The following is a 25,720-nucleotide window of genomic DNA, read 5'->3' as shown; positions in this document are numbered from 1 at the left end:
TGTGAGAATTTTCGGTTGATATACTGACGCCTTACTCATATCTAGAATTTTACATCTGCTTTATTATTCGCAGGCAATAAGGTGAGTCGCCTCAGGCTAAATTAAGGTTAGTTCCTGATAATGGTCAGCAGTAGGCACCTTATTGAGTTTTACACGAGGATTGATTGAATGAAGGTTACGGTTTTTGGCATTGGCTATGTAGGGTTAGTCCAGGCTGCAGTGTTGGCGGAAGTCGGCCATGATGTGATGTGTATCGATATCGATGAGAACAAAGTTGCAGATCTACAAAAAGGTCGTATTGCTATTTTCGAACCCGGATTAGCGCCGCTGGTAAAAGAAAATTATGAGGAAGGGCGTCTCCAATTCTCTACCGATGCACAAGCGGGTGTCGCACATGGCACGATTCAATTTATTGCCGTGGGCACGCCGCCTGATGAAGATGGTGCCGCAGATCTAAAATATGTTCTTGAAGTTGCCAGTACCATTGCTAAATATATGGATACACCGAAAGTCATTATTGATAAATCTACCGTGCCGGTAGGGACTGCGGATAAAGTGAAGCAAAGGATACAAACTATTCTGCAACAACGCGGCCAGCAAATAGCATTCAATGTGGTGTCAAATCCAGAGTTTCTAAAAGAAGGCGCGGCAGTTGCTGACTGTAAACGGCCGGAACGAATTGTTATTGGTATTGATAGCAATGATAACGGTGTTATAGATTTAATCAGTGAACTTTATGAACCCTTTAATCGAAATCATGATCGGATGCTAATTATGGATGTTCGCAGCGCTGAACTGACGAAATATGCAGCGAATGGCATGTTAGCAACAAAAATCAGCTTTATGAATGAGATTGCTAATATTGCTGAACGTCTTGGGGCAGATATTGAGAAAGTGCGCCAAGGTATTGGTTCAGATTCGCGCATTGGCTACCATTTTATTTATTCTGGCTGTGGTTACGGTGGGTCTTGCTTCCCCAAAGACATTCAGGCGTTAATTCGTACCGCAGAAAGTTGTGGCTATCAGCCGCATCTGTTACAGGCTGTTGAGCAAATCAATAATGAGCAGAAGTTTAAGTTGGTCGAATTTATTCAGCATCATTTTGATTCACAACTCGCAGGGAAAACATTAGCTCTCTGGGGCTTGGCATTTAAACCCAATACTGATGATATGCGAGAAGCTCCAAGTCGTATTTTAATGGAAGCACTGTGGGAAGCAGGGGCGGTTATTCAAGCCTATGATCCAGAGGCAATGGATGAGGCGCAGAGAATTTATGGCGCAAGGGATGATTTAAGATTAATGGGGACAAAGGAGGCGGCATTACAAGGTGCTGATGCTTTGATTATTTGCACCGAGTGGCAGAATTTCAGAGCACCTGATTTTGATATGATAAAGTCACGTCTCAAGCATCCGGTTATTTTTGATGGGCGTAATTTGTACGATCCAGAACGACTCAATACTCGAGGCTTCACTTATTACGGAGTTGGTCGTGGCGCTTCGATTAATCGGGCGTAATAAGTGACAAAGAGAGTTTTATGTGTTGGTTATGAAGTTGAATTCATTTTTTGTAGCCAACACTAAACCACTCAAGATTCTGTCACAGTGATTTATCGCTAACGTTATCTTATATCACAAAAAGAGGGTGCCGATTGGGGTGTTATATTGATTATTGTATTGTTATAAATTAGCAGAGTATTCTTATCGACTTCCATGAGAGTGATAACCAGGTGTTATTTATTGAAAATGATATGTTTAGATTAGCTGTTACTTATCGAGAGGATATGAGCGGTGGGGGCAGATAATTTTTCGGGAGGTAGTACAAACTTTAGCTCTTAAAAACAAGACAAAAAAATACCCCCCGTATAATAGGAGGGCACTTTTATCACAATACTAAATAAGCTATTACGATTACAGCAGGAAATCATCCAGTGATTTACCCTGTTCTTCAATGGCTTTCTTGATAACTGCTGGAGTACGGCCTTGGCCTGTCCAGGTTTTAACATCGCCATTTTCGTCTGTATACTGATATTTAGCAGGGCGCGCAGCACGTTTTGATTTACCAGTAGCAGCTTTAGCAGCAGCAATAGTATTCAACAGCTCATTGGGATCAATGCCGTCGGCAATAAGCATTTCACGGTATTGCTGTAATTTACGTGTGCGTTCTTCAGTTTCTGCTCGTGCCTGAGATTCTTCTTCGCGGCGTTCGTTAACGACCACTTCAAGTTTCTCAAGCATTTCTTCTAATGTTTCAAGAGTGCATTCACGAGCTTGTGCACGCAGAGTACGGATGTTGTTAAGAATCTTTAACGCTTCGCTCATTGTCCTGGTCTCAAATTATAATTGGTGGGGGGGCGTCTGGATAATAATAGAGTGCTATTTTAATTTCTGCAATAGCCAATTTGATTAGCTTACTCGAATTTACGTATTTTATTAGCGAAAGTTGCTGCTTGCTACTAATAAACGATGGGCTCTTGTTATTATCTGAGCCGTTTTTAACGTAAATTTCCGTTTCACTCGGTAAATGATCCTACTCGCTAACATGATTCTCTCACTAAGTTATAAGTTTGCTTTATATCAATAAAACAAAAATACGTTACTTCTCATGCTGGGATGTTCAATAACTGATCACACGAGCACCTGATGATATTGATATAGCTACCACGAAATATTGAGTAAGAAAAATGCATACTGCCGGGTCTTTGTCCGGTCATGACAATATTTGTTATCACTATTTTACCAATTAATCATGAGAACACATTATCCCTATCATTAATGGACTAATCGTGCGGCCCCCATATCAAACAGGGTGGTTTTCATATCGCGCTAACCTGGTTAATGTTCAAGCAGAATAGTTTTAGGGTGACGATATTGTGAAATGGCTCATAAAATGTACCTAATAATAGAGCGGTATTTCACACGATAGTTCTGTCAATATCATTAGCATTATCATTACTTAATATAGAAAACAGTAATATACAGAGCGTAACCAGACCCACGAAAAGCCTGAATTTATGATAAACTGCAGGTACGTTGTCAATATGACCATTTATTATACTACTGGAGTTACGGGCCCATGGCTCAACTTTATTTTTATTACTCAGCAATGAATGCAGGTAAATCTACTGCGCTCTTGCAGTCGTCTTATAACTACCAAGAACGAGGCATGCGTACTTTGGTGTTTACCGCCGAGATTGATAATCGCTTTGGGGTTGGCACGGTCAGTTCGCGTATTGGTCTGTCTTCACAAGCTCTGCTTTACAATAGCGGAACATCATTATTATCTATTATCTCTGCCGAACATCAGGAAAAGCCTGTTCATTGTATTTTACTCGATGAGTGCCAATTTTTGACTAAAGAGCAGGTTCAGGAATTGTGCCAAGTGGTAGATGAATTGCATATTCCTGTTCTGTGTTACGGACTGCGTACTGATTTCCTCGGCGAGTTATTCCCCGGCAGTAAATACTTGTTGTCATGGGCAGATAAATTGGTTGAGCTAAAGACGATTTGTCATTGTGGGCGCAAAGCTAATATGGTGCTGCGCCTAGATGCGCAGGGCCGAGCTGTGCATGATGGTGAACAAGTTGTCATTGGTGGGAATGAAAGCTACGTTTCTGTTTGCCGACGCCATTATAAAGAAGCCATTAAGGCAGCCTGCCTCGAACAACTTTCTTAGGTCGTCATTATCCGTAGAAGAACGCCTCACGGGCACCTTTATTCCGGCTGTGAGGTTGTTTGCCTTTGACCATATTAACGCTATATGGCCCTACTTATTGCCGTTATGCGCATCATAAACATCCGCTGACGGTCTATTTTTGCCAGGTGCCCAACGGAGTTATCCATGGTCGTGCTTGCTTTAATATCAATGTGCAGATGTCAGCTGATTTCTTCATTTTATTCGTTATTCCCCCCCAATATTGTTGCGCTAATCGCCATTAGAGCGTTATGGCGAGTTTATTAAGTCAGGGCAGTGTAACTGGCGCGGGGGGTTATAAATAGCCGCTATGCGGCCATTGAGCGGCAATGGGCACCGCCATTCGGGTGTGCAGATAAGAACGTTTTTATGATGGGGGACTATAAATAAAAAGAAACCCCCAACAGTTGTCAGGGGTTATATTTTTCAGTTGTTAACCTTACCGGAAGTAAAGTTACACATTGAGATAGCGATTATTTTTTAGCTTTTTTTTCAGCTTTTGCGGCTGGAGCGGCTACCGCAACTTCTGCCTGGTCAAGCTCTTCACTGAATTCACGGCCGTAGTAAGTATCCATCAGAATCTGTTTCAGCTCAGAGATCAGTGGGTAACGTGGGTTAGCACCGGTACACTGGTCATCAAATGCATCCTCAGACAGTTTGTCTACTTTTGCCAAGAAATCAGCTTCCTGAACGCCAGCTTCACGGATTGAAGCAGGGATGCCCAGCTCAGCTTTGATTTCATCTAACCAAGCCAGCAATTTCTGGATTTTCTGTGCTGTGCGGTCGCCCGGTGCACTCAGACCCAGATGGTCGGCAATTTCAGCGTAACGGCGACGCGCTTGTGGGCGGTCATACTGGCTGAAAGCAGTCTGCTTAGTTGGATTGTCATTCGCGTTATAGCGGATAACGTTAGAAATCAACATGGCGTTTGCCAAGCCGTGTGGGATGTGGAACTCAGAACCCAGTTTATGGGCCATTGAGTGACAGACACCCAAGAAGGCGTTAGCAAAAGCAATACCTGCGATGGTGGCTGCGTTGTGAACACGTTCACGTGCAACTGGGTTCTTAGCACCTTCGTTGTAGCTTGTTGGTAAGAATTCCTTCAGTAATTTCAGTGCTTGCAGCGCCTGGCCATCAGAATATTCATTTGCCAATACAGAAACGTAAGCTTCCATAGCATGGGTTACTGCGTCCAAGCCACCGAAAGCACACAGCGACTTAGGCATATTCATAACCAGGTTGGCATCAACGATTGCCATATCTGGAGTCAATGCATAGTCAGCCAATGGATATTTCTGGCCGGTGGCATCGTCGGTAACTACCGCAAATGGTGTCACTTCTGAACCGGTACCTGATGTGGTTGTTACGGCGATCATTTTCGCTTTCACACCCATTTTCGGGAACTTGTAAATACGTTTACGGATATCCATAAAGCGCAATGCCAGTTCTTCGAAGTGGGTTTCAGGGTGTTCATACATAACCCACATGATTTTCGCAGCATCCATCGGTGAACCACCACCCAGCGCGATAATCACGTCTGGTTTGAAAGAGTTCATCTGCTCTGCACCTTTACGCACGATGCTCAGGGTAGGGTCAGCTTCTACTTCGAAGAACACTTCGGTTTCGATACCGTGAGATTTCAGTACGCTAGTGATTTGATCTGCATAGCCGTTGTTGAACAGGTAGCGGTCAGTCACGATGAAGGCACGTTTTGCACCGTCAGTTGCCACTTCTTCCAATGCGATAGGCAGAGAGCCGCGGCGGAAGTAAATAGATTTCGGGAGTTTATGCCACAACATGTTTTCTGCTCGCTTAGCCACAGTTTTCTTGTTGATCAAGTGTTTCGGACCGACGTTTTCAGAGATGGAGTTACCCCCCCAAGAACCGCAACCCAGCGTCAGAGATGGCGCTACTTTGAAGTTATACAGGTCGCCGATACCACCATGAGAGGCTGGTGTATTGATTAAGATTCGGGCGGTTTTCATTTTATCGCCGAAATACTTAATGCGTGCTGGCTGATTATCTTGGTCGGTATACAAGCAAGATGTATGGCCAATACCGCCCATTTCCACCAGTTTTTCTGCTTTTTCAACGGCGTCTTCGAAGCTTTTCGCACGATACATTGCCAGAGTAGGTGACAGTTTTTCGTGAGCGAATGGCTCTGACTCATCAACAACTTTAACTTCGCCAATCAGAATTTTGGTATTAGCAGGAACTTTGATGCCGGCCATTTCAGCAATTTTAGTGGCTGGCTGACCCACGATAGCCGCATTCAGGCCACCATTTTTCAGGATGATATCCTGAACCGCTTTCAGTTCCTTACCTTGTAACAGATAACCGCCGTGGGATGCGAAACGCTCGCGGACAGCATCATAAACAGAGTCAACAACAATGATAGATTGTTCCGACGCACAAATAACGCCGTTATCGAAGGTTTTTGACATCAGGATAGAGGCAACAACACGTTTAATATCAGCAGTTTCATCAACAACCACTGGCGTGTTACCCGCGCCCACACCGATAGCAGGTTTACCTGAACTGTAAGCCGCTTTAACCATGCCTGGGCCACCGGTCGCCAGAATCAGGTTAATATCAGGGTGGTGCATCAGTTGATTCGACAACTCAACTGTCGGGGCATCAATCCAACCAATAATATCGGCTGGCGCACCTGCTGCGATAGCGGCTTGAAGCACGATATCGGCGGCTTTATTAGTTGCGTCTTTAGCACGTGGATGTGGAGAGAACACGATACCGTTGCGGGTCTTCAGGCTAATCAATGCTTTGAAGATTGCGGTCGAGGTCGGGTTGGTGGTTGGCACAATACCGCAAATCAAACCGATAGGTTCTGCGATAGTGATAGTACCAAAGGTTTTATCTTCTTCTAGAATGCCACAAGTTTTTTCATCTTTGTAAGCATTGTAAATGTATTCAGAAGCAAAGTGGTTTTTAATCACTTTATCTTCCACAATACCCATGCCTGATTCTTCTACCGCCAATTTGGCCAGAGGAATACGGGCATCTGCTGCAGCCAGAGCTGCGGCACGGAAGATTTTATCAACCTGCTCTTGAGTGAAGTTGGCATACTCGCGCTGGGCTTTCTTGACGCGTGCTACTAGCTCGTTAAGTTCAGCGACATTCGTTACAGCCATAATGCTCTCCTGATAATGTTAAACTCTTTTAGTAAATGAGCTGTTGAAGCAACTAGTATAGACAGGCTCTAGCATGCTGTACCCTCAAATAGAGATAGTTTTTATATTATACTTTCTCATTTCTTACCGCTGATTTACTGAAAGAGCTTTTGAATCCTTAGGAATAAAGTGGGGGAGACAGTGTTATTTTCAACCCTCAAACACTATTTCCTTATCGAGTAACTCTTACTATGGCTCTGAGCTTAACTATTCTTAGGTATATTTTTTGTGATTCAAATCACAAAATCGTCAAGCTGACACCATTCAGCAATTATTACTTGAGAGTAATTATCATTAACGCAAATAAAGTGATAATTCATGACGTTAAATCATCATTAACAGCACAGAATATTAACAATAATCCTTATTTTAAACGGGGAAAATTTACCCGCTATAAATGCGGGTTTATTCCATGGATTCCTAGGACTAATTCTATTACATTAGCGCGCATGTCTACTTATGGCCCCTTAAGAGGGATTTTTAGTGGAAAGCACTGTTGTTCGTGATTTGAACTATAAAGGCAGTGATGGCGCACGGTGACATCATTATTTGCATGGCAAATTTTCTGATTTTTGGCCGTAAGCTGTGTTGTCTCGGGGCATTAGGTATAATGACCGATATCTGTGATGTATTTATCAGCAATTGCGCGGAGTGATGTGTGAGTCAATCACTGTTGGACCTTTCAGGTTACATCAAGTTTTTTGTTGGCTTATTTGCACTGGTTAACCCGGTTGGTATTTTGCCGGTATTTATTAGTATGACCAGTTATCAGGCGGCAGCGGGGCGGAATAAAACCAACCTAACAGCTAACCTGTCGGTGGCCATTATTTTATGGATTTCTCTGTTCCTTGGCGATGCCATTCTGAAAATATTTGGTATCTCTATTGATTCATTCCGTATTGCGGGGGGGATCTTGGTCGTCAGTATCGCCATGTCGATGATCAGTGGCAAATTAGGTGAAGACAAACAGAATAAGCAGGAAAAAACAGAAACTGCGGTACGCGAAAGTATTGGTGTCGTGCCACTGGCATTACCCTTGATGGCGGGGCCGGGGGCCATCAGTTCCACCATTGTTTGGAGTTCTCGTTACCACAGTTGGCAGAACTTACTGGGGTTAACTGTTGCCGTGGCACTTTTTGCGTTCTGTTGCTGGCTATTGTTCCGCGCAGCCCCACTCTTGGTGCGATTACTTGGTCAAACCGGTATTAACGTTATTACACGTATTATGGGTTTATTGCTAATGGCATTGGGTATTGAATTCATCGTGACTGGCATCAAGGCTATTTTCCCCGGCTTACTTTAATACAGAGCCAGACGAGCCATCGTAGTTTGATATTCATCATTGTAGAGAGGCCACCCGTTTATAACCGGTGGCCTTTTTCTTGTCTATTTAAGTCTCAAAGCATTATTTTGGTGAAAATAATGCATGAACTTTAATCTATTGCCCCCAAATGTTGCATTAATAGTGATTCTGAATAAATAATTTGGCTTAAGGCCTATTTGTTCAACTTTAATAAATGGTCAGATCACTTTCAGCTTAAATTAAATACGCGATTTGTTGTTAAAATGCTCACATCATTCTGTAGGGCTTGTGCGGAATTTATCTAGATGTTATTAGTGATTACACTGAGATGTATAGGGGTTTATTCTAACAATGGTAATAATGTTAACTTTATGTTTCTTACTACTGTTTTTAAACATATTTTTTGATGTGAAGTTAAAATGGATGTTAGATATATTCAATAAATTCATATCATTATGTTTTATTGTGCTAAATAATCCGGTGCGTTATGGGCATGAATGGTTGATTGAAAAAGAGAATTGCTTAACATTTCTGTAAAAATTATTGGCGTCAGATTTCCGGTTCTGTTAGTTTCCGGCCAACTCCGTAACGAGAGATTTCTTGTTTGCTCAACAAAACTGAACCGTAATTTTTATTTTGGAATAGTTATTGCTAGCCGTTGTTGGCAGTAGATTGATGCAAAACCTTGAGAAAAACATCACAAATCTCGTAAAAGGGCGGTTAGAAATGCAAATAAAGTTTAAACAACGACCACTGGCAATAATTTGCACTATTTTGGGCGTGTCATTTTCATTTGGAACAATCGCGGCAGTCGTTCCTCCAAGTGTAGAATTAGCGATAGATCAAAGTATTACTATTAATAATGGCTCTGAAGTTGCCTCTTTGGACCCCCATAAGGTTGAGGGAAATCCGGAAACTAATATCATCCTGAACTTATTAGAAGGGCTGGTAAGTAATGATGCAGATGGCCACATCATTCCTGCTGTTGCGAGCCATTGGGATAATGATAATTATAAAGTCTGGACTTTCCATTTGCGTGATAACGCGGTGTGGAGTGACGGCACCCCGGTGACAGCACAGGACTTTGTTTATAGTTGGCAGCGTTTAGCTAACCCTAAAATCGGTTCTCCTTACGCCAGTTATTTACAATATGCGCAAATTGAGAATATCGACTCAGTATTAAAAGGTGTCAAAAAGCCGGATGAATTAGGCGTAAAAGCATTAGATGCCAAAACTTTGCAAGTCATTCTGACTGAACCGGTCCCTTATTTTATCAGTATGCTGTCACACACCTCAATGAAACCGGTTAAGCGAGATGTTGTGGAGAAATACGGTGATAAATGGACACTCCCACAGAATTTTATTGGCAGTGGCGCTTATCGGCTAAAAGACTGGGTTGTTAACGAGCGTATAGTGCTCGAGCGCAGCCCGACCTATTGGAATAACAAAGATACTGTCATTAATAAGGCGACATTTTTACCGATCAGTTCTGAGGTCAGTGATATTAATCGCTATCGTAGCGGTGAAATCGATATTACCAATAGTGCCATCCCCCCGAATCTATTCGCCAAAATGAAAAAAGACCTGCCAGCGCAGGTGCATGTCAGCCCATATCTTTGCACTTTTTATTACGAAATTAATAATGAAAAGGCCCCTTTTACCGACGCAAGGGTAAGAACGGCAATTAAGCTGACACTAGACCGGGATATTATTGCGACAAAAATCATGGGGCAAGGGCAGATCCCTGCATATGGTTTTACCCCCACATTTACTGATGGCGGTAATTTTGCTTTACCTGAATGGGCCAGTTGGCCGCAGGAAAAACGCAATGCTGAGGCGAAGAAATTACTTGCTGCAGCGGGCTTTAATGCCGAAAACCCATTGCGATTTAATTTGCTCTACAACACCTCGGATCAAAATAAACAACAGGCCATTGCTGCGGCTTCCATGTGGCAAAAAAATCTGGGGGCTACAGTTACTTTGCAGAATCAGGAGTGGAAAACATCATTAGAAAGCCGCCATCAGGGCCAATTTGATGTTGCCAGAGCAACTTGGTGTGGTGATTATAATGAGCCGACCGCCTTCCTTAATATGTTGTTGTCAGACAGTAGCAATAATACGTTCTTCTACAAGAATCCTGAGTTTGATGCGTTATTAGCCAAAACTCTGGCGGCACCAGATGCCAAAGCGCGCACTGTTTTATATCAGCAAGCGGAGAATTTATTGGATAAAGATTCCGCCATGGTGCCAGTTTACTATCGCGTCAGTGTTCGGCTTATTCGGCCAACAGTCGCAGGGTTTACCGGCAAAGATCCACAAGATTTAGTCGATTTGAAAAATCTGTATATTCGTAAATTGTAGTGATTAGTGAAATTGGCAATAACAACAGACAGCGCCACAACGTGTTTAGAAAAACAGAGTAATAGGGATGTATAACACAGTACGGAATTTCGTCAGATGCTAATACATATAGGGTATTACATGGCCGGATTCGTTCCCCGCACAATGTAATGTATAAATGCCTTTTAAAGGTGAAGCTTGCCCAGTCATTGGGCGATGCAATAATAAAAACTGGAGTGGATATCAGTATGACCAACATCACGAAGAAAAGTCTCCTGGCCGCGGGTATTGTGGCAGCCTTGGGTATGATGGCTGTGGGAAATACGTTTGCAGCTAATGTACCAGCAGGTGTGCAACTGGCAGAAAAACAAGTTTTAGTGCGCAATAATGGCTCAGAGCCTCAGTCATTAGACCCGCATAAAATTGAAGGTGTACCCGAGTCAAATATCTCACGCGACTTATTAGAGGGGTTGGTAATTAACGATCCTAACGGCAAGATCCTGCCTGGCGTGGCAGAAAGTTGGGATAATAAAGATTTTAAAGTTTGGACTTTCCATCTACGTAAAGATGCTAAATGGTCAAATGGTGACCCTGTAACGGCTCAGGATTTTGTTTATAGTTGGCAGCGTCTGGCTGACCCTAAAACAGTTTCCCCTTATGCGAGCTATGTGCAATATGCGCATATTGCTAATATTGATGATATTATCACCGGCAAAAAAGCACCCGATACTTTGGGTGTGAAAGCCCTGGATGATCATACTCTTGAAGTTACACTCAGTGAGCCCGTGCCTTATTTAGATAAATTATTGGCACATCCTTCTATGTCTCCGGTAAATAAAACTACCGTCGAGAAGTTTGGTGATAAGTGGACTCAGCCACAAAACTTTGTCGGTAACGGTGCCTATAAATTAAAAGATTGGGTCGTTAACGAACGTATTGTCTTGGAGCGCAGCCCAACTTATTGGGACAATGCGAAAACTGTCATTAATCAAGTAACTTATCTGCCAATTTCTTCTGAAGTGACTGATGTTAACCGCTATCGCAGTGGCGAAATCGACATGACATATAACAACATGCCGATTGAGTTATTCCAGAAATTGAAGAAAGAGATCCCAGAAGAAGTGCATGTTGACCCATATCTGTGCACTTATTACTACGAAATTAATAACCAGAAAGCACCGTTTACTGATGCTCGGGTTCGTGAAGCCCTGAAGCTGGGGATGGATCGCGATATTATTGTGAACAAAGTGAAAAACCAAGGCGATTTAGCCGCTTATGGTTTCACCCCGCCATACACCAGTGGTGCTGAATTAACACCGCCGGAGTGGTTCAGTTGGAGCCAAGAAAAACGCAATGAAGTGGCTAAAAAGTTGCTGGCTGAAGCTGGTTACACCAAAGATAAGCCACTGACATTCAACCTGTTATACAACACTTCTGACCTGCATAAGAAACTGGCTATTGCCGCGGCTTCTATCTGGAAGAAAAACCTCGGTGTTGATGTTAAGTTGGAAAATCAGGAGTGGAAAACTTTCCTTGATACCCGTCATCAAGGGACTTTCGATGTTGCCCGTGCGGGTTGGTGTGCTGATTATAATGAGCCGTCTTCTTTCCTGAATATGATGCTATCTGACAGCAGCAACAACACCGTGCATTATAAGAGCCCGGCATTTGACAAGCTGATAGCCGATACATTGAAAGTGAAAACCGAGAAAGAGCGGGCTGGCTTATATCAGCAAGCTGAAGTATTGCTAGATAAAGATTCTGCGATTGTACCGTTGTTCTATTACGTGAATGCTCGTTTAGTGAAGCCTTATGTCGGTGGTTACACCGGTAAAGATCCACTGGATAATATGCACGTTAAAGATCTTTATATTATCAAACACTAATATAGTCAGGGCAGCCACTTAATGGGTGTGCTGCCCGTATTGCTTTGAAATATAAAGTCGCAGTAAGAGGCTAAAGGTACAGGCAATGTTAAAATTTATTCTACGCCGCTGTCTGGAAGCGATTCCGACACTTTTCATATTAATAACCATTTCATTCTTTATGATGCGTCTTGCCCCGGGTAGCCCATTTACCGGTGAGCGCAATCTTCCACCCGAAGTGATGGCGAATATTGAGGCAAAATATCACCTTAATGACCCGGTTTATAAACAGTATTTCAATTATTTGGGGCAATTGGCACAGGGTGACCTTGGGCCTTCATTTAAATATAAAGATTACACCGTCAATGAGTTAGTCGCCGCCTCGTTTCCTGTTTCAGCAAAATTGGGGCTCGCCGCATTTCTGCTGGCGGTGGTATTAGGTGTGAGTGCTGGTGTTATTGCCGCGCTTAATCAAAATACCAAATGGGATTATACCGTGATGGGGTTTGCTATGACCGGGGTGGTTATCCCGAGTTTTGTGGTTGCTCCGCTGTTAGTGCTGGTTTTTGCCATTATATTAAAGTGGTTACCCGGTGGCGGTTGGAACGGCGGCGCACCGAAATATATTATTTTACCCATGGTGGCGCTGTCATTGGCTTATATTGCCAGTATCGCGCGTATTACCCGCGGTTCAATGATTGAAGTTCTCCATTCTAACTTTATTCGAACTGCTCGGGCTAAGGGTTTACCACTGCGGACTATTGTATTACGCCATGCTTTAAAACCGGCGTTATTACCTGTTTTATCTTATATGGGGCCTGCATTTGTGGGTATCATCACCGGCTCAATGGTGATTGAAACTATTTTTGGTTTGCCGGGTATTGGTCAGTTGTTTGTCAACGGAGCGTTAAATCGCGATTACTCTTTGGTCTTGAGTTTGACCATTTTGGTCGGCGCATTAACCATTTTATTCAATGCGATTGTTGATGTGCTATATGCCGTTATCGATCCGAAAATCCGTTACTAACACTGGAGCACGCCAATTATGTTGAGCAAGAAAAATAGCGCCGCTCTGGAAGTTTTCAGTGAAAAACTGGAAGTGGAAGGGCGCAGTCTTTGGCAGGATGCGCGCCGACGCTTTATTCACAACCGCGCGGCAATCACCAGTTTGGTGATCCTGATGTTTATTACCTTATTTGTTATTTTCGCCCCGATGTTAGCTCAGTTTTCTTATTCCGATACTGACTGGGGCATGATGTCAGCGGCACCCAATATTGAATCCGGTCATTATTTTGGTACTGACTCATCAGGGCGCGATTTGTTGGTCCGAGTGGCGATTGGTGGGCGTATTTCATTGATGGTAGGGGTGGCTGCGGCTTTAGTTGCAGTGGTCGTCGGCACGTTATACGGGTCATTATCAGGTTATTTGGGGGGGAAAGTTGACTCGCTGATGATGCGTTTACTGGAGATTCTCAACTCATTCCCCTTCATGTTTTTCGTCATTTTGTTGGTGACTTTTTTTGGTCAGAATATTCTGTTGATATTTGTCGCCATCGGGATGGTGTCCTGGTTGGATATGGCGCGTATCGTGCGCGGGCAAACACTGAGTCTGAAACGCAAAGAGTTCATTGAAGCTGCGCTGGTGGGCGGTGTTTCCACCCGCAATATTGTCTTGCGCCATATCGTGCCAAATGTATTGGGTGTGGTCGTGGTCTACGCCTCTTTATTGGTGCCTAGTATGATTTTGTTTGAATCATTCCTGAGTTTCTTAGGGTTAGGGACGCAAGAGCCGTTAAGCAGTTGGGGCGCGTTACTCAGTGATGGCGCTAATTCAATGGAAGTTTCTCCGTGGTTATTGATGTTTCCTGCTAGTTTCTTGGTGGTAACCCTGTTTTGTTTCAACTTTATCGGCGATGGCTTGCGTGATGCCCTTGATCCGAAAGACCGCTGAGGAGTAGCGCGATGACGACGATTGATAACCAGTCTGCTGTTCAGCAAAATGTTCTGTTGGATGTCAAGGACTTGACCGTGACATTCGGCACACCAGACGGCGATGTGACGGCTGTTAATGCCCTTAATTTTGACCTGCGTGCCGGGGAAACTCTCGGCATTGTGGGCGAGTCTGGCTCAGGAAAATCCCAAACGGCATTCGCTTTGATGGGGCTGCTGGCCAGCAATGGCCGGATAGGTGGCTCGGCAAAGTTCAATGGCCGCGAAATTCTGAACTTACCCGAGAAGCAATTGAACCGCTTGCGGGCTGAGGAGATCTCGATGATCTTCCAAGACCCAATGACTTCACTTAACCCTTATATGCGGGTGGGTGAGCAGCTAATGGAAGTGCTGCAGCTGCATAAAAAGATGAGCAAGAGTGAGGCATTTGAAGAATCAATTCGCATGCTTGATGCCGTGAAAATGCCAGAAGCGCGTAAGCGCATGCGCATGTATCCTCATGAATTTTCAGGGGGCATGCGCCAGCGGGTCATGATAGCCATGGCGTTATTGTGCCGGCCGAAACTGTTGATTGCTGATGAACCTACGACCGCATTGGATGTGACCGTTCAGGCCCAAATCATGACATTGCTGAATGAACTCAAGAATGAGTTTAATACCGCAATTATCATGATTACTCATGACCTAGGGGTGGTCGCCGGTATTTGTAATAAAGTTTTGGTGATGTATGCAGGGCGAACGATGGAATATGGCCAGGCGCGAGATGTTTTTTATCACCCAAGCCACCCTTATTCTATTGGTCTTCTGAATGCCGTTCCTCGTCTTGATGCTGAAGGCGACTCTCTCACGACCATTCCGGGGAATCCACCCAATTTACTGCGCTTGCCAAAAGGTTGTCCGTTCCAGCCGCGCTGCCAATATGCCATGGAGCGCTGCGCCACCACACCGGCATTAGAGCATTTTGGTGATGGCCGTCTACGTGCCTGCTATAAGCCAGTAGGGGAATTAGTATGAATGCCATAACAGAGAAAAAAGTATTGTTGGAAGTGGCTGACCTGAAAGTTCATTTTGATATTCAGGATGGTAAACAGTGGTTTTGGCAACCCAGCAAAACGCTGAAAGCTGTCGATGGCGTCACCCTACGACTGTATGAGGGGGAAACCTTGGGGGTGGTGGGTGAGTCCGGTTGTGGTAAATCGACCTTTGCCCGCGCCATTATTGGTTTGGTGAAAGCCACCGGCGGCAGTGTGGCATGGCTAGGTAAAGATTTACTGCATATGAGTGATGCGCAGTGGCGTGAGACTCGCAGTGATATTCAGATGATCTTCCAAGACCCATTGGCATCATTAAACCCGCGCATGACCATCGGCGAAATCATTGCTGAGCCATTGCGGACATATCATCCGAAAATGCCACGTCAGGAAATCAGAGATAAAGTTAAAGCCATGATGCTCAAGGTGGGCCTGCTGCCTAACTTAATCAACCGTTATCCGCATGAATTCTCGGGGGGACAGTGCCAACGTATTGGTATTGCTCGCGCGTTGATCCTTGAACCGAAACTGGTTATTTGTGATGAGCCGGTGTCTGCGCTTGATGTGTCCATTCAGGCTCAGGTGGTAAATCTGTTGCAGCAATTACAACGTGAAATGGGGCTATCACTGATTTTCATTGCGCATGATTTGGCGGTGGTAAAACATATTTCTGACCGAGTATTGGTGATGTATCTCGGTCATGCTGTTGAGCTGGGTACCTATGATGAGGTTTATCATAATCCTCAGCACCCTTACACCAAAGCATTGATGTCGGCCGTTCCTATCCCTGATCCCGATAAAGAAAAGGCGAAAGTTATTCAGCTGTTGGAGGGCGAATTACCGTCACCCATTAACCCGCCATCAGGTTGCGTATTTCGCACGCGCTGCCCAATCGCCGGGCCTGAGTGTGCCAAAACCCGGCCATTACTGGAGGGCAGTTTCCGCCATGCGGTCTCTTGTTTGAAGGTGGATCCGTTGTGATGCCACTATTCAGAGATTAATAGCCTAATAAAAATCCCCGCCAAATGAATAAGCGGGGATTTTTTATGATAGGGTCTGGGCTGTATGAGCGATAAATATCAGTTTAATGCAAGTCAGTTTGATAAATAGCCAATCCCTGAGCAGTGAGTCGGCTTTTGGTTACTCTTTCCACAATATATGGCAAAGTTTATGATCTTTTTCACGGCACAGCAGAACACGAGCAAATATATCGTTGATTTCTTCACCGTCATTATCCGCCAGGCCAATAACAACCTCGGCGAAAAAGTCCGGGTTTAAATCAAAATCGACATGTTCTTGCCAATCTTCAGCGGGATCAAATAACTCCGCACCACCACGTTCTTCAAACTGAAGGTTAAACAATAAAATATCCGCTGGATCGAGGTTATCACCTGCCAGTTCCAAAAAGATATCGTAAGCCTGTTCCAGTGTTTCATCTTCAGTCAGACGGTTATTAAGGTCCATTAAGCTTGGCTCTTGTGCATTCTGATCCATTTGCAGATTCCCATTTATCATGTGCAGATTGCGCTCATTAAAACATTCTCTCTCGCACTTTTACAATTAATATACTATTGAAAACGGATAACTCAGAGAATCTACAATTGGATGATGGACTGTTTCCTATTGATTACAGGAATGGGCTGAAAAAATAGAATAATCTCTCTGTCACGCGGTGCCAAAGTGGGCGCTTATTCCACTGTTCGCCATCTAGTAGTACCGAGCGAGCAATATAGTCATCTTGAACTTGAGCTAAATCAGCACCGAAACCGTCATCGTCAATCACCAATGTGATTTCAAAATTCAACCATAAACTGCGCATATCCAGGTTTACTGTGCCCACTAAACTTAATTGCCCATCAACCAGCACACTCTTGCTGTGCAAGAGACCGCCTTCAAATTGGTAGATTTTAACACCCGCATCAAGGAGTTCGGAGAAGAAACTACGGCTGGCCCAGCGCACCATCATTGAGTCGTTATCCCGCGGCAGGATGATGCTGACATCAACACCGCGCTGTGCAGCGGTACAAATGGCGTGCAGCAGATCGTCGCTCGGCACTAAATAGGGGGTGGTCATGACCAACTGATGACGTGCGGAATATACCGCAGTTAATAAGGCCTGATGAATCATTTCTTCAGGGAAACCAGGGCCAGAGGCGATAACCTGGATTGTATGGCCGCTTTCTTCTTCGAACGGCATGATATGGTTGTCTGGCGGCGGTGGCAGGATGCGCTTGCCAGTCTCAATTTCCCAGTCACAGGCATACACGATGCCAATGGTGGTGGCCACCGGGCCTTCCATGCGCGCCATCATATCAATCCATTGACCGACTCCGGCATCTTGTTTGAAGAAACGTGGGTCAACCATATTCATGCTACCGGTGTAGGCAACATAGTTATCAATCAATATGACTTTGCGGTGTTGGCGTAAATCCATGCGGCGGAAAAATACCCGCAAAACATTCACTTTGAGCGCTTCGACAACTTCAATCCCGGCATTACGCATCATGGCGGGATAGGGGGTGCGGAAGAATTGCTGGCTACCGGCCGAATCTAGCATTAAGCGGCAATGAACCCCGCGCCGTGCTGCGGCCATCAGCGATTCAGCCACTTGGTCAACCAGCCCGCCCGGCTGCCAGATATAAAACACCATCTCGATATTATGGCGAGCTAACTCAATATCACGGACTAATGCTTTCAGGGTGTCATCGGTGGTGGTTAATAACTGTAATTGATTGCCTTTTACGCCACTAATGCCTTGGCGACGCTCACATAATTGGAATAATGGCGTTGCCACTTCGCTATTTGAATTGGCAAAAATATGTTGGCAGTCTTTCAATTCACTGAGCCAGCGGGCGGTGGAGGGCCACATGGCTTTTGCTCGCTCAGCCCGACGTTTGCCTAAATGAAGTTCGCCGAAAGAGAGATACGCGATAACACCCACCAAGGGCAAAATATAGATAACAAGTAGCCATGCCATGGCCGAAGGAACGGCTCTGCGTTTCATCAGAATTCGCAGTGTGACCCCGGCAATAAGCAACCAATAGCCAAAAACGGAGAGCCAACTGATTACGGTATAAAATGTTGTCATAAGGGCGGAAATCCTGTTCACAAACGGTCACTAAAGAGTGTACGCACTGTATGGCAAAGACGAAACCTTTAATCGGATATATTACTGGATAAAGTCTTTTAAGCTAAAGGACTTGCAAAGACGAATATACATATATAGTTGGCGTTCTCTGTTTTTACCATCGCCCCGGTCAGGTAATTTCAGGCTAAAGGTGCGCTTTTGCCTAGTAGCGGCTTGGCTCAAGAGATGAAAAGTTTATAATAGTCCAGTTCTCAGCTTGGGAAGAATAGCTTCATGAGACGGAGTAAGAATGAGGTCGGCCGTTGGCGTATGTTACGGCAAAATCAGCGGCGTAGAAGTCGCTGGCTTGAAGGTCAATCACGGCGCTATCGTCATATCTATTGTGTGCGACAACTCCACGAGCATCAGCATCGTAGGGCATTATTGTTCACCGTAGCTTATGAATGGTAGTTTGCTGTGAGAGGAATAAAAACAGTCTCTTTATGAGGCTGTTTTTGTTTTTGCTATCACGAAGATAAACTGAGTATTAATTTTAACTTTAAATTACCGCACTAAAAAGATTGTCAGACTCGAATGTTGTTCGGCATATTGCTAAAGCAGGGATGTCAATTAGATATTTTCTAATGATATTTTCCACTTAAAATTTTACTTTTTCTCGCACAAAAATCACATCTATCCTAAATTGGCAAAATGCGATAATTCTGATGTCTATATTAATAATAAAAGGTGCAAAATACCCTTTTTGCAGTTTATTTCACATCAGAATCAGATCACGCTACCCTATATATTAGGTCGCTTCGTTCTAATCGTTCAGTTTCAGGGGTGTTACTGTTGGATTGTTCGAGGCGGCCATTCCCTGCGAAATAAATGATTATGCGATAGTCAACATGACAATCATCATTCTTTTCTAATACCTTCTTATCTATCAATGAGTTGTTGTTTGTTGTATTTTTTCATGTCACTATTATTTATCGTTTTTAGTGATCAATAATAAAAAATTGATCAATTTTATCAATTGATCAATACTGCTTCCTTAATCAAATAAAAGGATTTTACTGTGGATAGCAGACTAAACATTGCAGTTGATTGCACTTTTATCTGTGAGCCTGTTTACAAAAGTGACGGTAAGTTACTGGCAGTAGAGTTATTGAGTCGGTTCACAACAACCTCTTTTAAATCGCCTATTTATACTGAGCGCTTCTTACATCAACTTAATGCTCAGATGAAGATCAAATTGTTGCACTCTCAATTATCTGAAGTAAAAAACGTGCAAAATTGGTTTATTGAACACCAAATAATACTCTCAATTAATATAGACTTTGACATGGCACATGCGGTGCTGAATGACGATAATGTCATCTCGTTATTGAACTCAATGCCTTTTATCCGGTTGGAGATAATGGAGAGTTTTCCCAATCTTAGTGATGGTGCGGAGAATGCACTATTAAGCAAATTGGCTAAACGATATTCCTTATGGTTGGATGATTTTGGCAGCGGTAATGCGCATATTGCTGCGGCAGCTAGCGGCTTCTTCGAGTGCGTAAAAATTGATAAACATTTTTATTGGCAATGGGGGGGAAGCGCTACGTTTGACAACCTGGTGATGCGATTGCGTGATTATTGCCAGCATGTTGTGATTGAAGGTGTCGAAACTCATTTGCAGTTTAGCCGACTTGCGGACAGTGGGGTTGATGCCATGCAAGGTTACTTATTCAGCTCTTGTGCATTGGCGGCGGTGAGCCAACTTCCTCTCCAGTATGACTATGTTAATAGGCGATAATTATCTTTCATGGGCACAAGACTGTCGTGCGAGACAAATCAATTTTTGCCGATAGGACATCAGCTTAGACGCTTTTTTGCTGTGAATATCACAGTTATATGATGCTGTTCAGTGGATGATGTAACCCCTATTCCAGCAAGGCTACAGTGAATGTCTCAATATAAATTAGCTAAAACAGTATTCTTCGGGGATTTGAAAACCAGCACCGCACTGTATAAATATGAGATTTATTGTGAAGAGGCTGAGCTGATATATCACGCTGCTATTTATTCTGAACAAATCATTGCTGCCGGCAAACATACTTACCCTGTCTGGGTCAGAAAAGACCATATGATACTAAAATCACCGGCGCATATGCTGGATAAAGCGGTAGAAGCCTGTGAGGATCATTGGCTGAAACACTATAAAGCTTAGATGGTTTGGTGGCGGGCGATGAAATCAAGATACGCCTGATGGCAGGCGTATCGTTGTGTTTTGCCGCACAGTGCCGCAGTAGGGTTAGTCAAATAACTCTGACAGAAAACTTTTTTTCTTGTAGTGCTTCGGTTTTGCATATCCGTGGCTATCGTATTCGCGGTCACGGTCACTGTTTCTCGGGGCTGAATAAGAGGCCGCAGCTGGCGCACTTTCAGTTGATTTCTCAATGATTTTATCCAGTTCCCCACGGTCAAGCCAAACACCACGGCAGTTTGGGCAATAATCAATCTCAATGCTTTTACGTTCAGACATAACCAGTTGGGTATCTTTGCATACTGGACACTGCATAGTCTTCATCTCCGCATTTAACAAAATGGCTCATCGTCTCGATATATAACCGATAACTGATTAGACACTAATTCTTCGTAATTATAAGTAAAGATGATTAAAGACATGTAATAGCTCAGCAGCCATGGGCGCGGCTGCCGCGATAGCCGGCAGCAGCTCAACAATCAGTGACTCAAAATACGCGTTTAAAGGGTTTTACTATGACCGATTGATAGACCCCGCCAGCAACATAGGGGTCTTGTTGTGCCCACGCCTCGGCCTCTTGTTGGGAGCTAAATTCCGCAATCACGGTAGAGCCGGTGAATCCGGCAGCTCCGGGGTCAGCACTGTCGATGGCCGGGTTGGGGCCAGCGGTTAATAAACGGCCTTGGTCTTGTAATGCTTGTAAGCGTGCCAGATGTGCAGGGCGCGCAGATAAGCGCTTTTCGAGTGAATCAGGGACATCGGTTGCCAAGATTACATACAGCATGTTTCACCTTTAAAATGGTCATACCCACCATAATGCAAGCTAGATGCGCGCTGGCTAGTTTGCCCCTCAGCCACTGACTTGCGTGGGATTATGGCGGGCACTGCGCTGCCGCCTTTCTGCGACGCGAATTATTTAGAGTATATATTTCAATATAATGATTGCTATTCGGTGTTCTATAACAGCATGTTCGCTGGATAAATTCAATAAGGTGCGTAAATTGCAAGACGCGTGATTAGCCGGCGAATACACTGCTAATTGATAATGAAATAAAATGATAACCAGGCGTAAACAGAAAGTGTTATTCGGTGGATATTGCCGTTTAAAGCATCGTTTATGACCTATCGTTGAGATAGTTTGCAGTTGCTTATTGAATATGATTGCTATTTGCATTTAAACTTAGCTGCATCAGAGGACACTGAATTATTATGCAGCTAAATAAATTTTTCTTCGGTCGACGGCTCACTTGGCCGCTCGCATTTTCAGTCGGCTTACATGGCAGCGTCATTGCCGCATTGCTATACGTCTCCGTAGAGCAAATGAATACACAGCCAGAGGATGCACCGCTGGCGGTTACCATGGTGAATATAGATACTTTTGCGGCACCACAGCCAGCAGCTGCGGAGCCGCAGGCTGCGCCGGAACCAGAAGCTGTGGAAGAGACACCGCCAGAACCTGAAGTGCTGCCAGAGCCGGTGCCTGTCCCGCTGCCTGAACCGGTGAAACCTAAGCCGAAACCAAAACCGGTGAAAAAAGAAGTCAAAAAGCCGGAAGTGAAGAAGCCGGATGTTAAAAAGACGGTGGCACCGCCAGATGACAAGCCGTTTAAATCCGATGAGTCAGCCCTGGTTTCAACCAATGCCGCAGTAAAATCAGCACCTAAGGTATCAGTACCGGGCGCGTCAATATCGAGTGGGCCAAAAGCACTGAGTAAGGCAAAACCGACTTATCCGGCCAGGGCCTTGGCGCTGGGGGTTGAGGGGCAGGTTAAAGTACAATATGACATTGACGATGATGGTCGAGTGACCAATGTGCGAATTTTGGAAGCGACACCGCGCAATACCTTTGAGCGTGAAGTGAAGCAGGTGATGCGCAAATGGCGTTTTGAAGCCGTGGCTGCCAAGAATTATGTCACAACCATCGTGTTCAAGATTGGTGGCACGACGGAAATGAATTAAGGCCGGCGTGGTGTTTCAGTTCAACAGTCCCCAATAAAAAAAGGGTCGCTTTTATCGCGACCCTTTTTACATCATCACTGCGGCAATTATTGCGTCGCGCCAACTGCAAAATTTCTACTGTTTTCAGGTAAGGCGCGGGCTTTACCAATGTCATCAACGGCGACATAGGTGAATACCGCTTCAGTGGCCTTATAGCGCTGACCAATAGGTTCGGAAGAGACCTTTTTCACCCATACTTCAATATTGATGGTAATAGAGCTGCGACCGGACTTAATACAGCTCGCATAGCAGCAAACTACGTCACCAACGGCCACAGACTTGAGGAACGTCATGCCATCAACCCGCACCGTGACCACCCGGCCTTGGGCTATCTCTTTGGCCTGGATAGCACCGCCAATATCCATTTGTGACATCAACCAACCGCCGAATATATCACCGTTGGCATTGGTATCAGCGGGCATTGCAAGGGTGCGAAGTACCAATTCACCGTTAGGTAATGATTGCGGTATCTGTTCCTGGGTCATCTCTGTCTACTCTATAAAATTATGACTTTTTCTGTTCTTCGGGCATATGCCGATAAATATAAACACCGCTGATGAGTGTAAATACCAGTGTCAGAGCAGTTAAACCAAAGACTTTGAAGTTCACCCAAATATCTTGCGGTAACCAAAATGCCACATAGATATTGAGTAACCCGCAAACCAGGAAGAACACGGCCCAAGACAGGTTCAGTGTTGACCAAACCGCATCCGGCAATGTCAGTTCTTTGCCAAGCATCCGTTGAATCAATGGCTTTTTCATAAACCATTGGCTGACCAACAGGGCGAGGGCAAACAGCACATACAGCACCGTCACTTTCCACTTGATAAATAAGTCACTGTGGAATGCCAATGTCAAAGTACCGAATACCAGCACCATGACTGCGGTGATCAGTGTCATTTTTTCGACTTTGCGGTATTTGACCCAAGCAAAGGCTAGTGCCAACAATGTGGCGACAATCAAGGCACCTGATGCGACAAAAATGTCATACATCTTGTAGAAAACAAAAAATACCACCAACGGGAGAAAATCTAAAAGTTGCTTCATGAATCAATCCATCATTTATACACCGCCCGACTATACCGGATTCAGTCAGGTGTGGGTACCTGCGGCAAAAGACTATTATCCTTAATTATCTGTCGGAATGCGCGCTCTGCCAGTGGAATTTGCAGAAACTTACGATAAACAAGTAACAGTTTTTGTCTGTATATTGCCAGTTAATGATTAACCCAGCATGATAAGTGATAAATATGGGGTTAAAGCTGAGTGGAATTAAGTATGCAGAGAAAATTACTCCGGTATTGGATGCCGGGTTTAACCCAATTAATGGCCTATGAACGCGATTGGCTCAAGCCAGATATTCGCGCCGGATTATCGGTGGCCGCGGTGGCGCTGCCCATTGCCATCGCTTATGCGGAGCTGACGGGGGTCAGCGCGGCGGTGGGACTGTATTCTTGTATTTTACCCATGATTGCCTACGCCTTTTTGGGCTCATCCCGCCAGTTGATTGTCGGCCCAGATGCCGCAACTTGTGCGGTAATTGCGGCGGTGGTAGCACCGTTGGCGGCGGGCAACAGTGAAATTCACTGGCAATTGACCATCATGATGACTCTGATGATGGGAACATGGTGTCTGGTGGCTAGCCGCTTTAAGCTGGGGGCACTGGCGGATTTATTATCGCGACCCATATTAACCGGCTTACTCAATGGGGTGGCGATTACCATTATTGTTGACCAATTGGGTAAGGTTTTTGGTTTTATGACTCGCCCACCTCAATTGATTGAGCGGGTATTGGCCCTGCCGCATAATTTGATTAATAGCCATTTACCCACGGTGGCAATTTCATTACTGACTTTCGTGGTGTTGTACGGTGTTAAGTGGTTGCGCCCGAACTGGCCAGCACCGTTATTGGCGATTGCTATGGCGACCTTTGTCTCTTGGGCGGCCAATATGCAGCAATTTGGTGTGGGGGTCGTCGGCGGCTTTGACGGCGGCTTACCCTTGGTGCATTGGCCCGATTTTCAGCCGGGCTTGTTACGCGACATGGTCATCCCCGCACTGAACCTGGCGGTGGTCAGTTTTGTCAGTATGATGCTGACAGCACGCAGTTTTGCGGCTAAGAATGGTTATGAAGTTGATGCGGATGTTGAGCTGCGCGCATTGGGTGTCAGCAATATTGTCTCCGCTTTATCGCAAGGTTTTGCGATTAGTGGCGCGAGCACCCGGACTGCAGTGAATGATGCCAATAATGGTAAGAGTCAGTTGGTGTCAATTATTGCCGCGCTAGTGATTGCCATGGTGTTGCTGTTTTTAACCCGTCCGCTGCAATTTATTCCGATAGCCGCATTGGGGGTGGTACTGATTTATGCCGCCTGGTCTTTGCTCGGGTTTAGAAGTTTGTGGCAGTTACGCAAACGCAATGCACAAGCTTTCTATTTGGCGATATTTACTTTCGTCAGTGTGGTGTTGGTCGGTGTTATTAGCGGCATCGGCCTTGCGGTGTTGCTGGGGTTATTGCAATTTCTGCGCACGGTATTTCGCCCGACAGAACAGTTGTTGGGGGTGAATGCCGATGGCATGATCCATTCAATGCGCAGTGGTAATGGTATCAAACCTGTGCCTGGAGTGATGATTTACCGCTTTAACTCGCCGCTGACCTATTTTAACGTCGCGTACTTTAAACGGCGTATTCTGAATCTGGTTGACAGTACCCTACATACGGCGAATTGGGTGGTCATTGATGCCGTCGCCAGCTTTACCTATGCTGATGTCAGTGTGTTAGCGGCAATTGATGAGCTAAAACGCGATTTAAAGCAGCGCAATATTAAGTTGATATTGGCGGGGCGGCGCACTGAGCTGACACGCTGGTTCCGTATTAATCGTTTGAAAAGTCATGATGATGACCTGATTTTGGTGCCTGACCTCTATTTGGCCCTCAAGCTGATTCAAAGTAAACAACGGGTGGCGCAGAAGCAGGAATCTGACGGCGAGCCACCAGCCACTGTGCTGGATTCTGAATAACAAAAAGGGCCGTTA

22 protein-coding genes are annotated in these 25,720 nt (G+C 44.8%); 14 read left to right on the top strand and 8 right to left on the bottom strand.

From position 1 onward, the window contains the following. The first annotated feature begins 168 nt into the window (after window positions 1-168). A complete protein-coding gene (locus D5F51_RS09300; protein WP_129196323.1) occupies window positions 169-1,515 on the top strand; it encodes a UDP-glucose dehydrogenase family protein in 1,347 nt (448 codons plus the stop codon). Window positions 1,516-1,908: 393 nt separating this feature from the next. On the opposite strand, the gene hns is transcribed toward D5F51_RS09300, so the two are convergent. Continuing rightward, window positions 1,909-2,319: a histone-like nucleoid-structuring protein H-NS gene (hns, locus tag D5F51_RS09295; protein WP_025378140.1), complete on the bottom strand. Its 411-nt coding sequence runs from the start codon at window positions 2,317-2,319 to the stop codon at window positions 1,909-1,911. A 754-nt stretch (window positions 2,320-3,073) separates the two neighbouring features. On the opposite strand from hns, the gene D5F51_RS09285 reads away from it, so the two are divergent. Beyond that, window positions 3,074-3,673, top strand: a complete 600-nt coding sequence (locus D5F51_RS09285; RefSeq protein WP_025378141.1) for a thymidine kinase — start codon at window positions 3,074-3,076, stop codon at window positions 3,671-3,673. Window positions 3,674-4,164: 491 nt separating this feature from the next. On the opposite strand, the gene adhE is transcribed toward D5F51_RS09285, so the two are convergent. Next, complete coding sequence (adhE, locus tag D5F51_RS09280; RefSeq protein WP_129196321.1) at window positions 4,165-6,840, bottom strand: bifunctional acetaldehyde-CoA/alcohol dehydrogenase; 2,676 nt, start codon at window positions 6,838-6,840, stop codon at window positions 4,165-4,167. A gap of 697 nt (window positions 6,841-7,537) precedes the next feature. Between adhE and D5F51_RS09270 the strand changes: the two genes are divergently transcribed. The 7 genes from D5F51_RS09270 (at window position 7,538) to oppF (ending at window position 16,349) form a co-directional block, all read left to right on the top strand. Then, the gene (locus D5F51_RS09270) at window positions 7,538-8,182 is read left to right on the top strand and encodes a YchE family NAAT transporter (protein ID WP_025378143.1); all 645 of its coding nucleotides are present in this window, start codon (window positions 7,538-7,540) and stop codon (window positions 8,180-8,182) included. Window positions 8,183-8,908: 726 nt separating this feature from the next. Beyond that, window positions 8,909-10,543, top strand: coding sequence for an ABC transporter substrate-binding protein (locus D5F51_RS09265; RefSeq protein ID WP_129196319.1), 1,635 nt, complete (start codon window positions 8,909-8,911; stop codon window positions 10,541-10,543). A gap of 227 nt (window positions 10,544-10,770) precedes the next feature. Next, the gene (gene oppA / locus D5F51_RS09260; protein ID WP_129196317.1) at window positions 10,771-12,408 is read left to right on the top strand and encodes an oligopeptide ABC transporter substrate-binding protein OppA; all 1,638 of its coding nucleotides are present in this window, start codon (window positions 10,771-10,773) and stop codon (window positions 12,406-12,408) included. An 85-nt stretch (window positions 12,409-12,493) separates the two neighbouring features. After that, complete coding sequence (oppB, locus tag D5F51_RS09255) at window positions 12,494-13,414, top strand: oligopeptide ABC transporter permease OppB (protein WP_025378145.1); 921 nt, start codon at window positions 12,494-12,496, stop codon at window positions 13,412-13,414. Window positions 13,415-13,429: 15 nt separating this feature from the next. Then, entirely contained in the window at window positions 13,430-14,338 is a 909-nt protein-coding gene (oppC, locus tag D5F51_RS09250; protein ID WP_162301837.1) for an oligopeptide ABC transporter permease OppC, read from the top strand. Window positions 14,339-14,349: 11 nt separating this feature from the next. Further along, window positions 14,350-15,351 carry an ABC transporter ATP-binding protein gene (gene oppD, locus D5F51_RS09245; protein ID WP_025378146.1) on the top strand — a complete coding sequence of 334 codons (1,002 nt, stop codon included), beginning with the start codon at window positions 14,350-14,352 and terminating at the stop codon, window positions 15,349-15,351. Further along, on the top strand, window positions 15,348-16,349 hold the full coding sequence (gene oppF / locus D5F51_RS09240) for a murein tripeptide/oligopeptide ABC transporter ATP binding protein OppF (RefSeq protein ID WP_129196315.1): 1,002 nt from the start codon (window positions 15,348-15,350) through the stop codon (window positions 16,347-16,349). Before oppD ends, oppF begins: the two co-directional genes overlap by 4 nt. Window positions 16,350-16,508: 159 nt before the next feature. Here the strand turns inward: oppF and D5F51_RS09235 are convergent, their stop codons facing one another. Together D5F51_RS09235 and cls are read right to left on the bottom strand one after the other, a co-directional pair. Then, a complete protein-coding gene (locus tag D5F51_RS09235) occupies window positions 16,509-16,832 on the bottom strand; it encodes an HI1450 family dsDNA-mimic protein (protein WP_025378148.1) in 324 nt (107 codons plus the stop codon). 163 nt (window positions 16,833-16,995) lie between these two features. Then, window positions 16,996-18,456 (bottom strand): cardiolipin synthase, encoded by a 1,461-nt coding sequence (cls, locus tag D5F51_RS09230; protein ID WP_025378149.1) that lies wholly within the window; start codon window positions 18,454-18,456, stop codon window positions 16,996-16,998. Between the two features lie 273 nt (window positions 18,457-18,729). Between cls and D5F51_RS09225 the strand changes: the two genes are divergently transcribed. The 3 genes from D5F51_RS09225 (at window position 18,730) to D5F51_RS09215 (ending at window position 20,650) form a co-directional block, all read left to right on the top strand. Further along, window positions 18,730-18,906 carry a YciY family protein gene (locus D5F51_RS09225; protein WP_087768209.1) on the top strand — a complete coding sequence of 59 codons (177 nt, stop codon included), beginning with the start codon at window positions 18,730-18,732 and terminating at the stop codon, window positions 18,904-18,906. A gap of 607 nt (window positions 18,907-19,513) precedes the next feature. Continuing rightward, the gene (locus tag D5F51_RS09220; RefSeq protein ID WP_129196313.1) at window positions 19,514-20,236 is read left to right on the top strand and encodes an EAL domain-containing protein; all 723 of its coding nucleotides are present in this window, start codon (window positions 19,514-19,516) and stop codon (window positions 20,234-20,236) included. Between the two features lie 150 nt (window positions 20,237-20,386). Next, entirely contained in the window at window positions 20,387-20,650 is a 264-nt protein-coding gene (locus D5F51_RS09215; RefSeq protein ID WP_129196311.1) for a hypothetical protein, read from the top strand. A gap of 84 nt (window positions 20,651-20,734) precedes the next feature. Here the strand turns inward: D5F51_RS09215 and D5F51_RS09210 are convergent, their stop codons facing one another. Then, window positions 20,735-21,001 (bottom strand): TFIIB-type zinc ribbon-containing protein, encoded by a 267-nt coding sequence (locus tag D5F51_RS09210; protein ID WP_129196309.1) that lies wholly within the window; start codon window positions 20,999-21,001, stop codon window positions 20,735-20,737. A gap of 172 nt (window positions 21,002-21,173) precedes the next feature. Then, window positions 21,174-21,470, bottom strand: a complete 297-nt coding sequence (locus D5F51_RS09205) for a YciI family protein (RefSeq protein ID WP_129196307.1) — start codon at window positions 21,468-21,470, stop codon at window positions 21,174-21,176. A gap of 425 nt (window positions 21,471-21,895) precedes the next feature. Here D5F51_RS09205 and tonB point away from each other — a divergent pair, with 425 nt between their 5' ends. Continuing rightward, complete coding sequence (gene tonB / locus D5F51_RS09200) at window positions 21,896-22,645, top strand: TonB system transport protein TonB (protein ID WP_129196305.1); 750 nt, start codon at window positions 21,896-21,898, stop codon at window positions 22,643-22,645. Window positions 22,646-22,731: 86 nt separating this feature from the next. Here tonB and yciA read toward each other — a convergent pair whose 3' ends face one another. Together yciA and D5F51_RS09190 are read right to left on the bottom strand one after the other, a co-directional pair. Then, window positions 22,732-23,169, bottom strand: coding sequence for an acyl-CoA thioester hydrolase YciA (gene yciA / locus D5F51_RS09195; protein ID WP_025378154.1), 438 nt, complete (start codon window positions 23,167-23,169; stop codon window positions 22,732-22,734). A 19-nt stretch (window positions 23,170-23,188) separates the two neighbouring features. Continuing rightward, window positions 23,189-23,731, bottom strand: a complete 543-nt coding sequence (locus tag D5F51_RS09190) for a septation protein A (protein WP_129196303.1) — start codon at window positions 23,729-23,731, stop codon at window positions 23,189-23,191. Window positions 23,732-23,962: 231 nt separating this feature from the next. On the opposite strand from D5F51_RS09190, the gene D5F51_RS09185 reads away from it, so the two are divergent. Further along, a complete protein-coding gene (locus D5F51_RS09185) occupies window positions 23,963-25,705 on the top strand; it encodes a SulP family inorganic anion transporter (protein WP_129196301.1) in 1,743 nt (580 codons plus the stop codon). The last annotated feature ends 15 nt before the right edge of the window (window positions 25,706-25,720 follow it).

Origin of the sequence: Yersinia hibernica (assembly GCF_004124235.1) — a bacterium.
GTDB classification, from domain to species: domain Bacteria; phylum Pseudomonadota; class Gammaproteobacteria; order Enterobacterales; family Enterobacteriaceae; genus Yersinia; species Yersinia hibernica.
This window is presented reverse-complemented; position numbering and strand designations above follow the sequence as displayed.

Excerpts from the sequence above, each read along its gene's own strand:
- D5F51_RS09300 (WP_129196323.1), top strand. The coding sequence starts at position 169 with ATGAAGGTTACGGTTTTTGGCATTGGCTATGTAGGGTTAGTCCAGGCT.
- hns (WP_025378140.1), bottom strand. The coding sequence starts at position 2,319 with ATGAGCGAAGCGTTAAAGATTCTTAACAACATCCGTACTCTGCGTGCA.
- D5F51_RS09285 (WP_025378141.1), top strand. The coding sequence starts at position 3,074 with ATGGCTCAACTTTATTTTTATTACTCAGCAATGAATGCAGGTAAATCT.
- adhE (WP_129196321.1), bottom strand. The coding sequence starts at position 6,840 with ATGGCTGTAACGAATGTCGCTGAACTTAACGAGCTAGTAGCACGCGTC.
- D5F51_RS09265 (WP_129196319.1), top strand. The coding sequence starts at position 8,909 with ATGCAAATAAAGTTTAAACAACGACCACTGGCAATAATTTGCACTATT.
- oppA (WP_129196317.1), top strand. The coding sequence starts at position 10,771 with ATGACCAACATCACGAAGAAAAGTCTCCTGGCCGCGGGTATTGTGGCA.
- oppB (WP_025378145.1), top strand. The coding sequence starts at position 12,494 with ATGTTAAAATTTATTCTACGCCGCTGTCTGGAAGCGATTCCGACACTT.
- oppD (WP_025378146.1), top strand. The coding sequence starts at position 14,350 with ATGACGACGATTGATAACCAGTCTGCTGTTCAGCAAAATGTTCTGTTG.
- oppF (WP_129196315.1), top strand. The coding sequence starts at position 15,348 with ATGAATGCCATAACAGAGAAAAAAGTATTGTTGGAAGTGGCTGACCTG.
- D5F51_RS09235 (WP_025378148.1), bottom strand. The coding sequence starts at position 16,832 with ATGGACCTTAATAACCGTCTGACTGAAGATGAAACACTGGAACAGGCT.
- cls (WP_025378149.1), bottom strand. The coding sequence starts at position 18,456 with ATGACAACATTTTATACCGTAATCAGTTGGCTCTCCGTTTTTGGCTAT.
- D5F51_RS09225 (WP_087768209.1), top strand. The coding sequence starts at position 18,730 with ATGAGACGGAGTAAGAATGAGGTCGGCCGTTGGCGTATGTTACGGCAA.
- D5F51_RS09215 (WP_129196311.1), top strand. The coding sequence starts at position 20,387 with ATGTCTCAATATAAATTAGCTAAAACAGTATTCTTCGGGGATTTGAAA.
- D5F51_RS09210 (WP_129196309.1), bottom strand. The coding sequence starts at position 21,001 with ATGCAGTGTCCAGTATGCAAAGATACCCAACTGGTTATGTCTGAACGT.
- D5F51_RS09205 (WP_129196307.1), bottom strand. The coding sequence starts at position 21,470 with ATGCTGTATGTAATCTTGGCAACCGATGTCCCTGATTCACTCGAAAAG.
- tonB (WP_129196305.1), top strand. The coding sequence starts at position 21,896 with ATGCAGCTAAATAAATTTTTCTTCGGTCGACGGCTCACTTGGCCGCTC.
- yciA (WP_025378154.1), bottom strand. The coding sequence starts at position 23,169 with ATGACCCAGGAACAGATACCGCAATCATTACCTAACGGTGAATTGGTA.
- D5F51_RS09190 (WP_129196303.1), bottom strand. The coding sequence starts at position 23,731 with ATGAAGCAACTTTTAGATTTTCTCCCGTTGGTGGTATTTTTTGTTTTC.
- D5F51_RS09185 (WP_129196301.1), top strand. The coding sequence starts at position 23,963 with ATGCAGAGAAAATTACTCCGGTATTGGATGCCGGGTTTAACCCAATTA.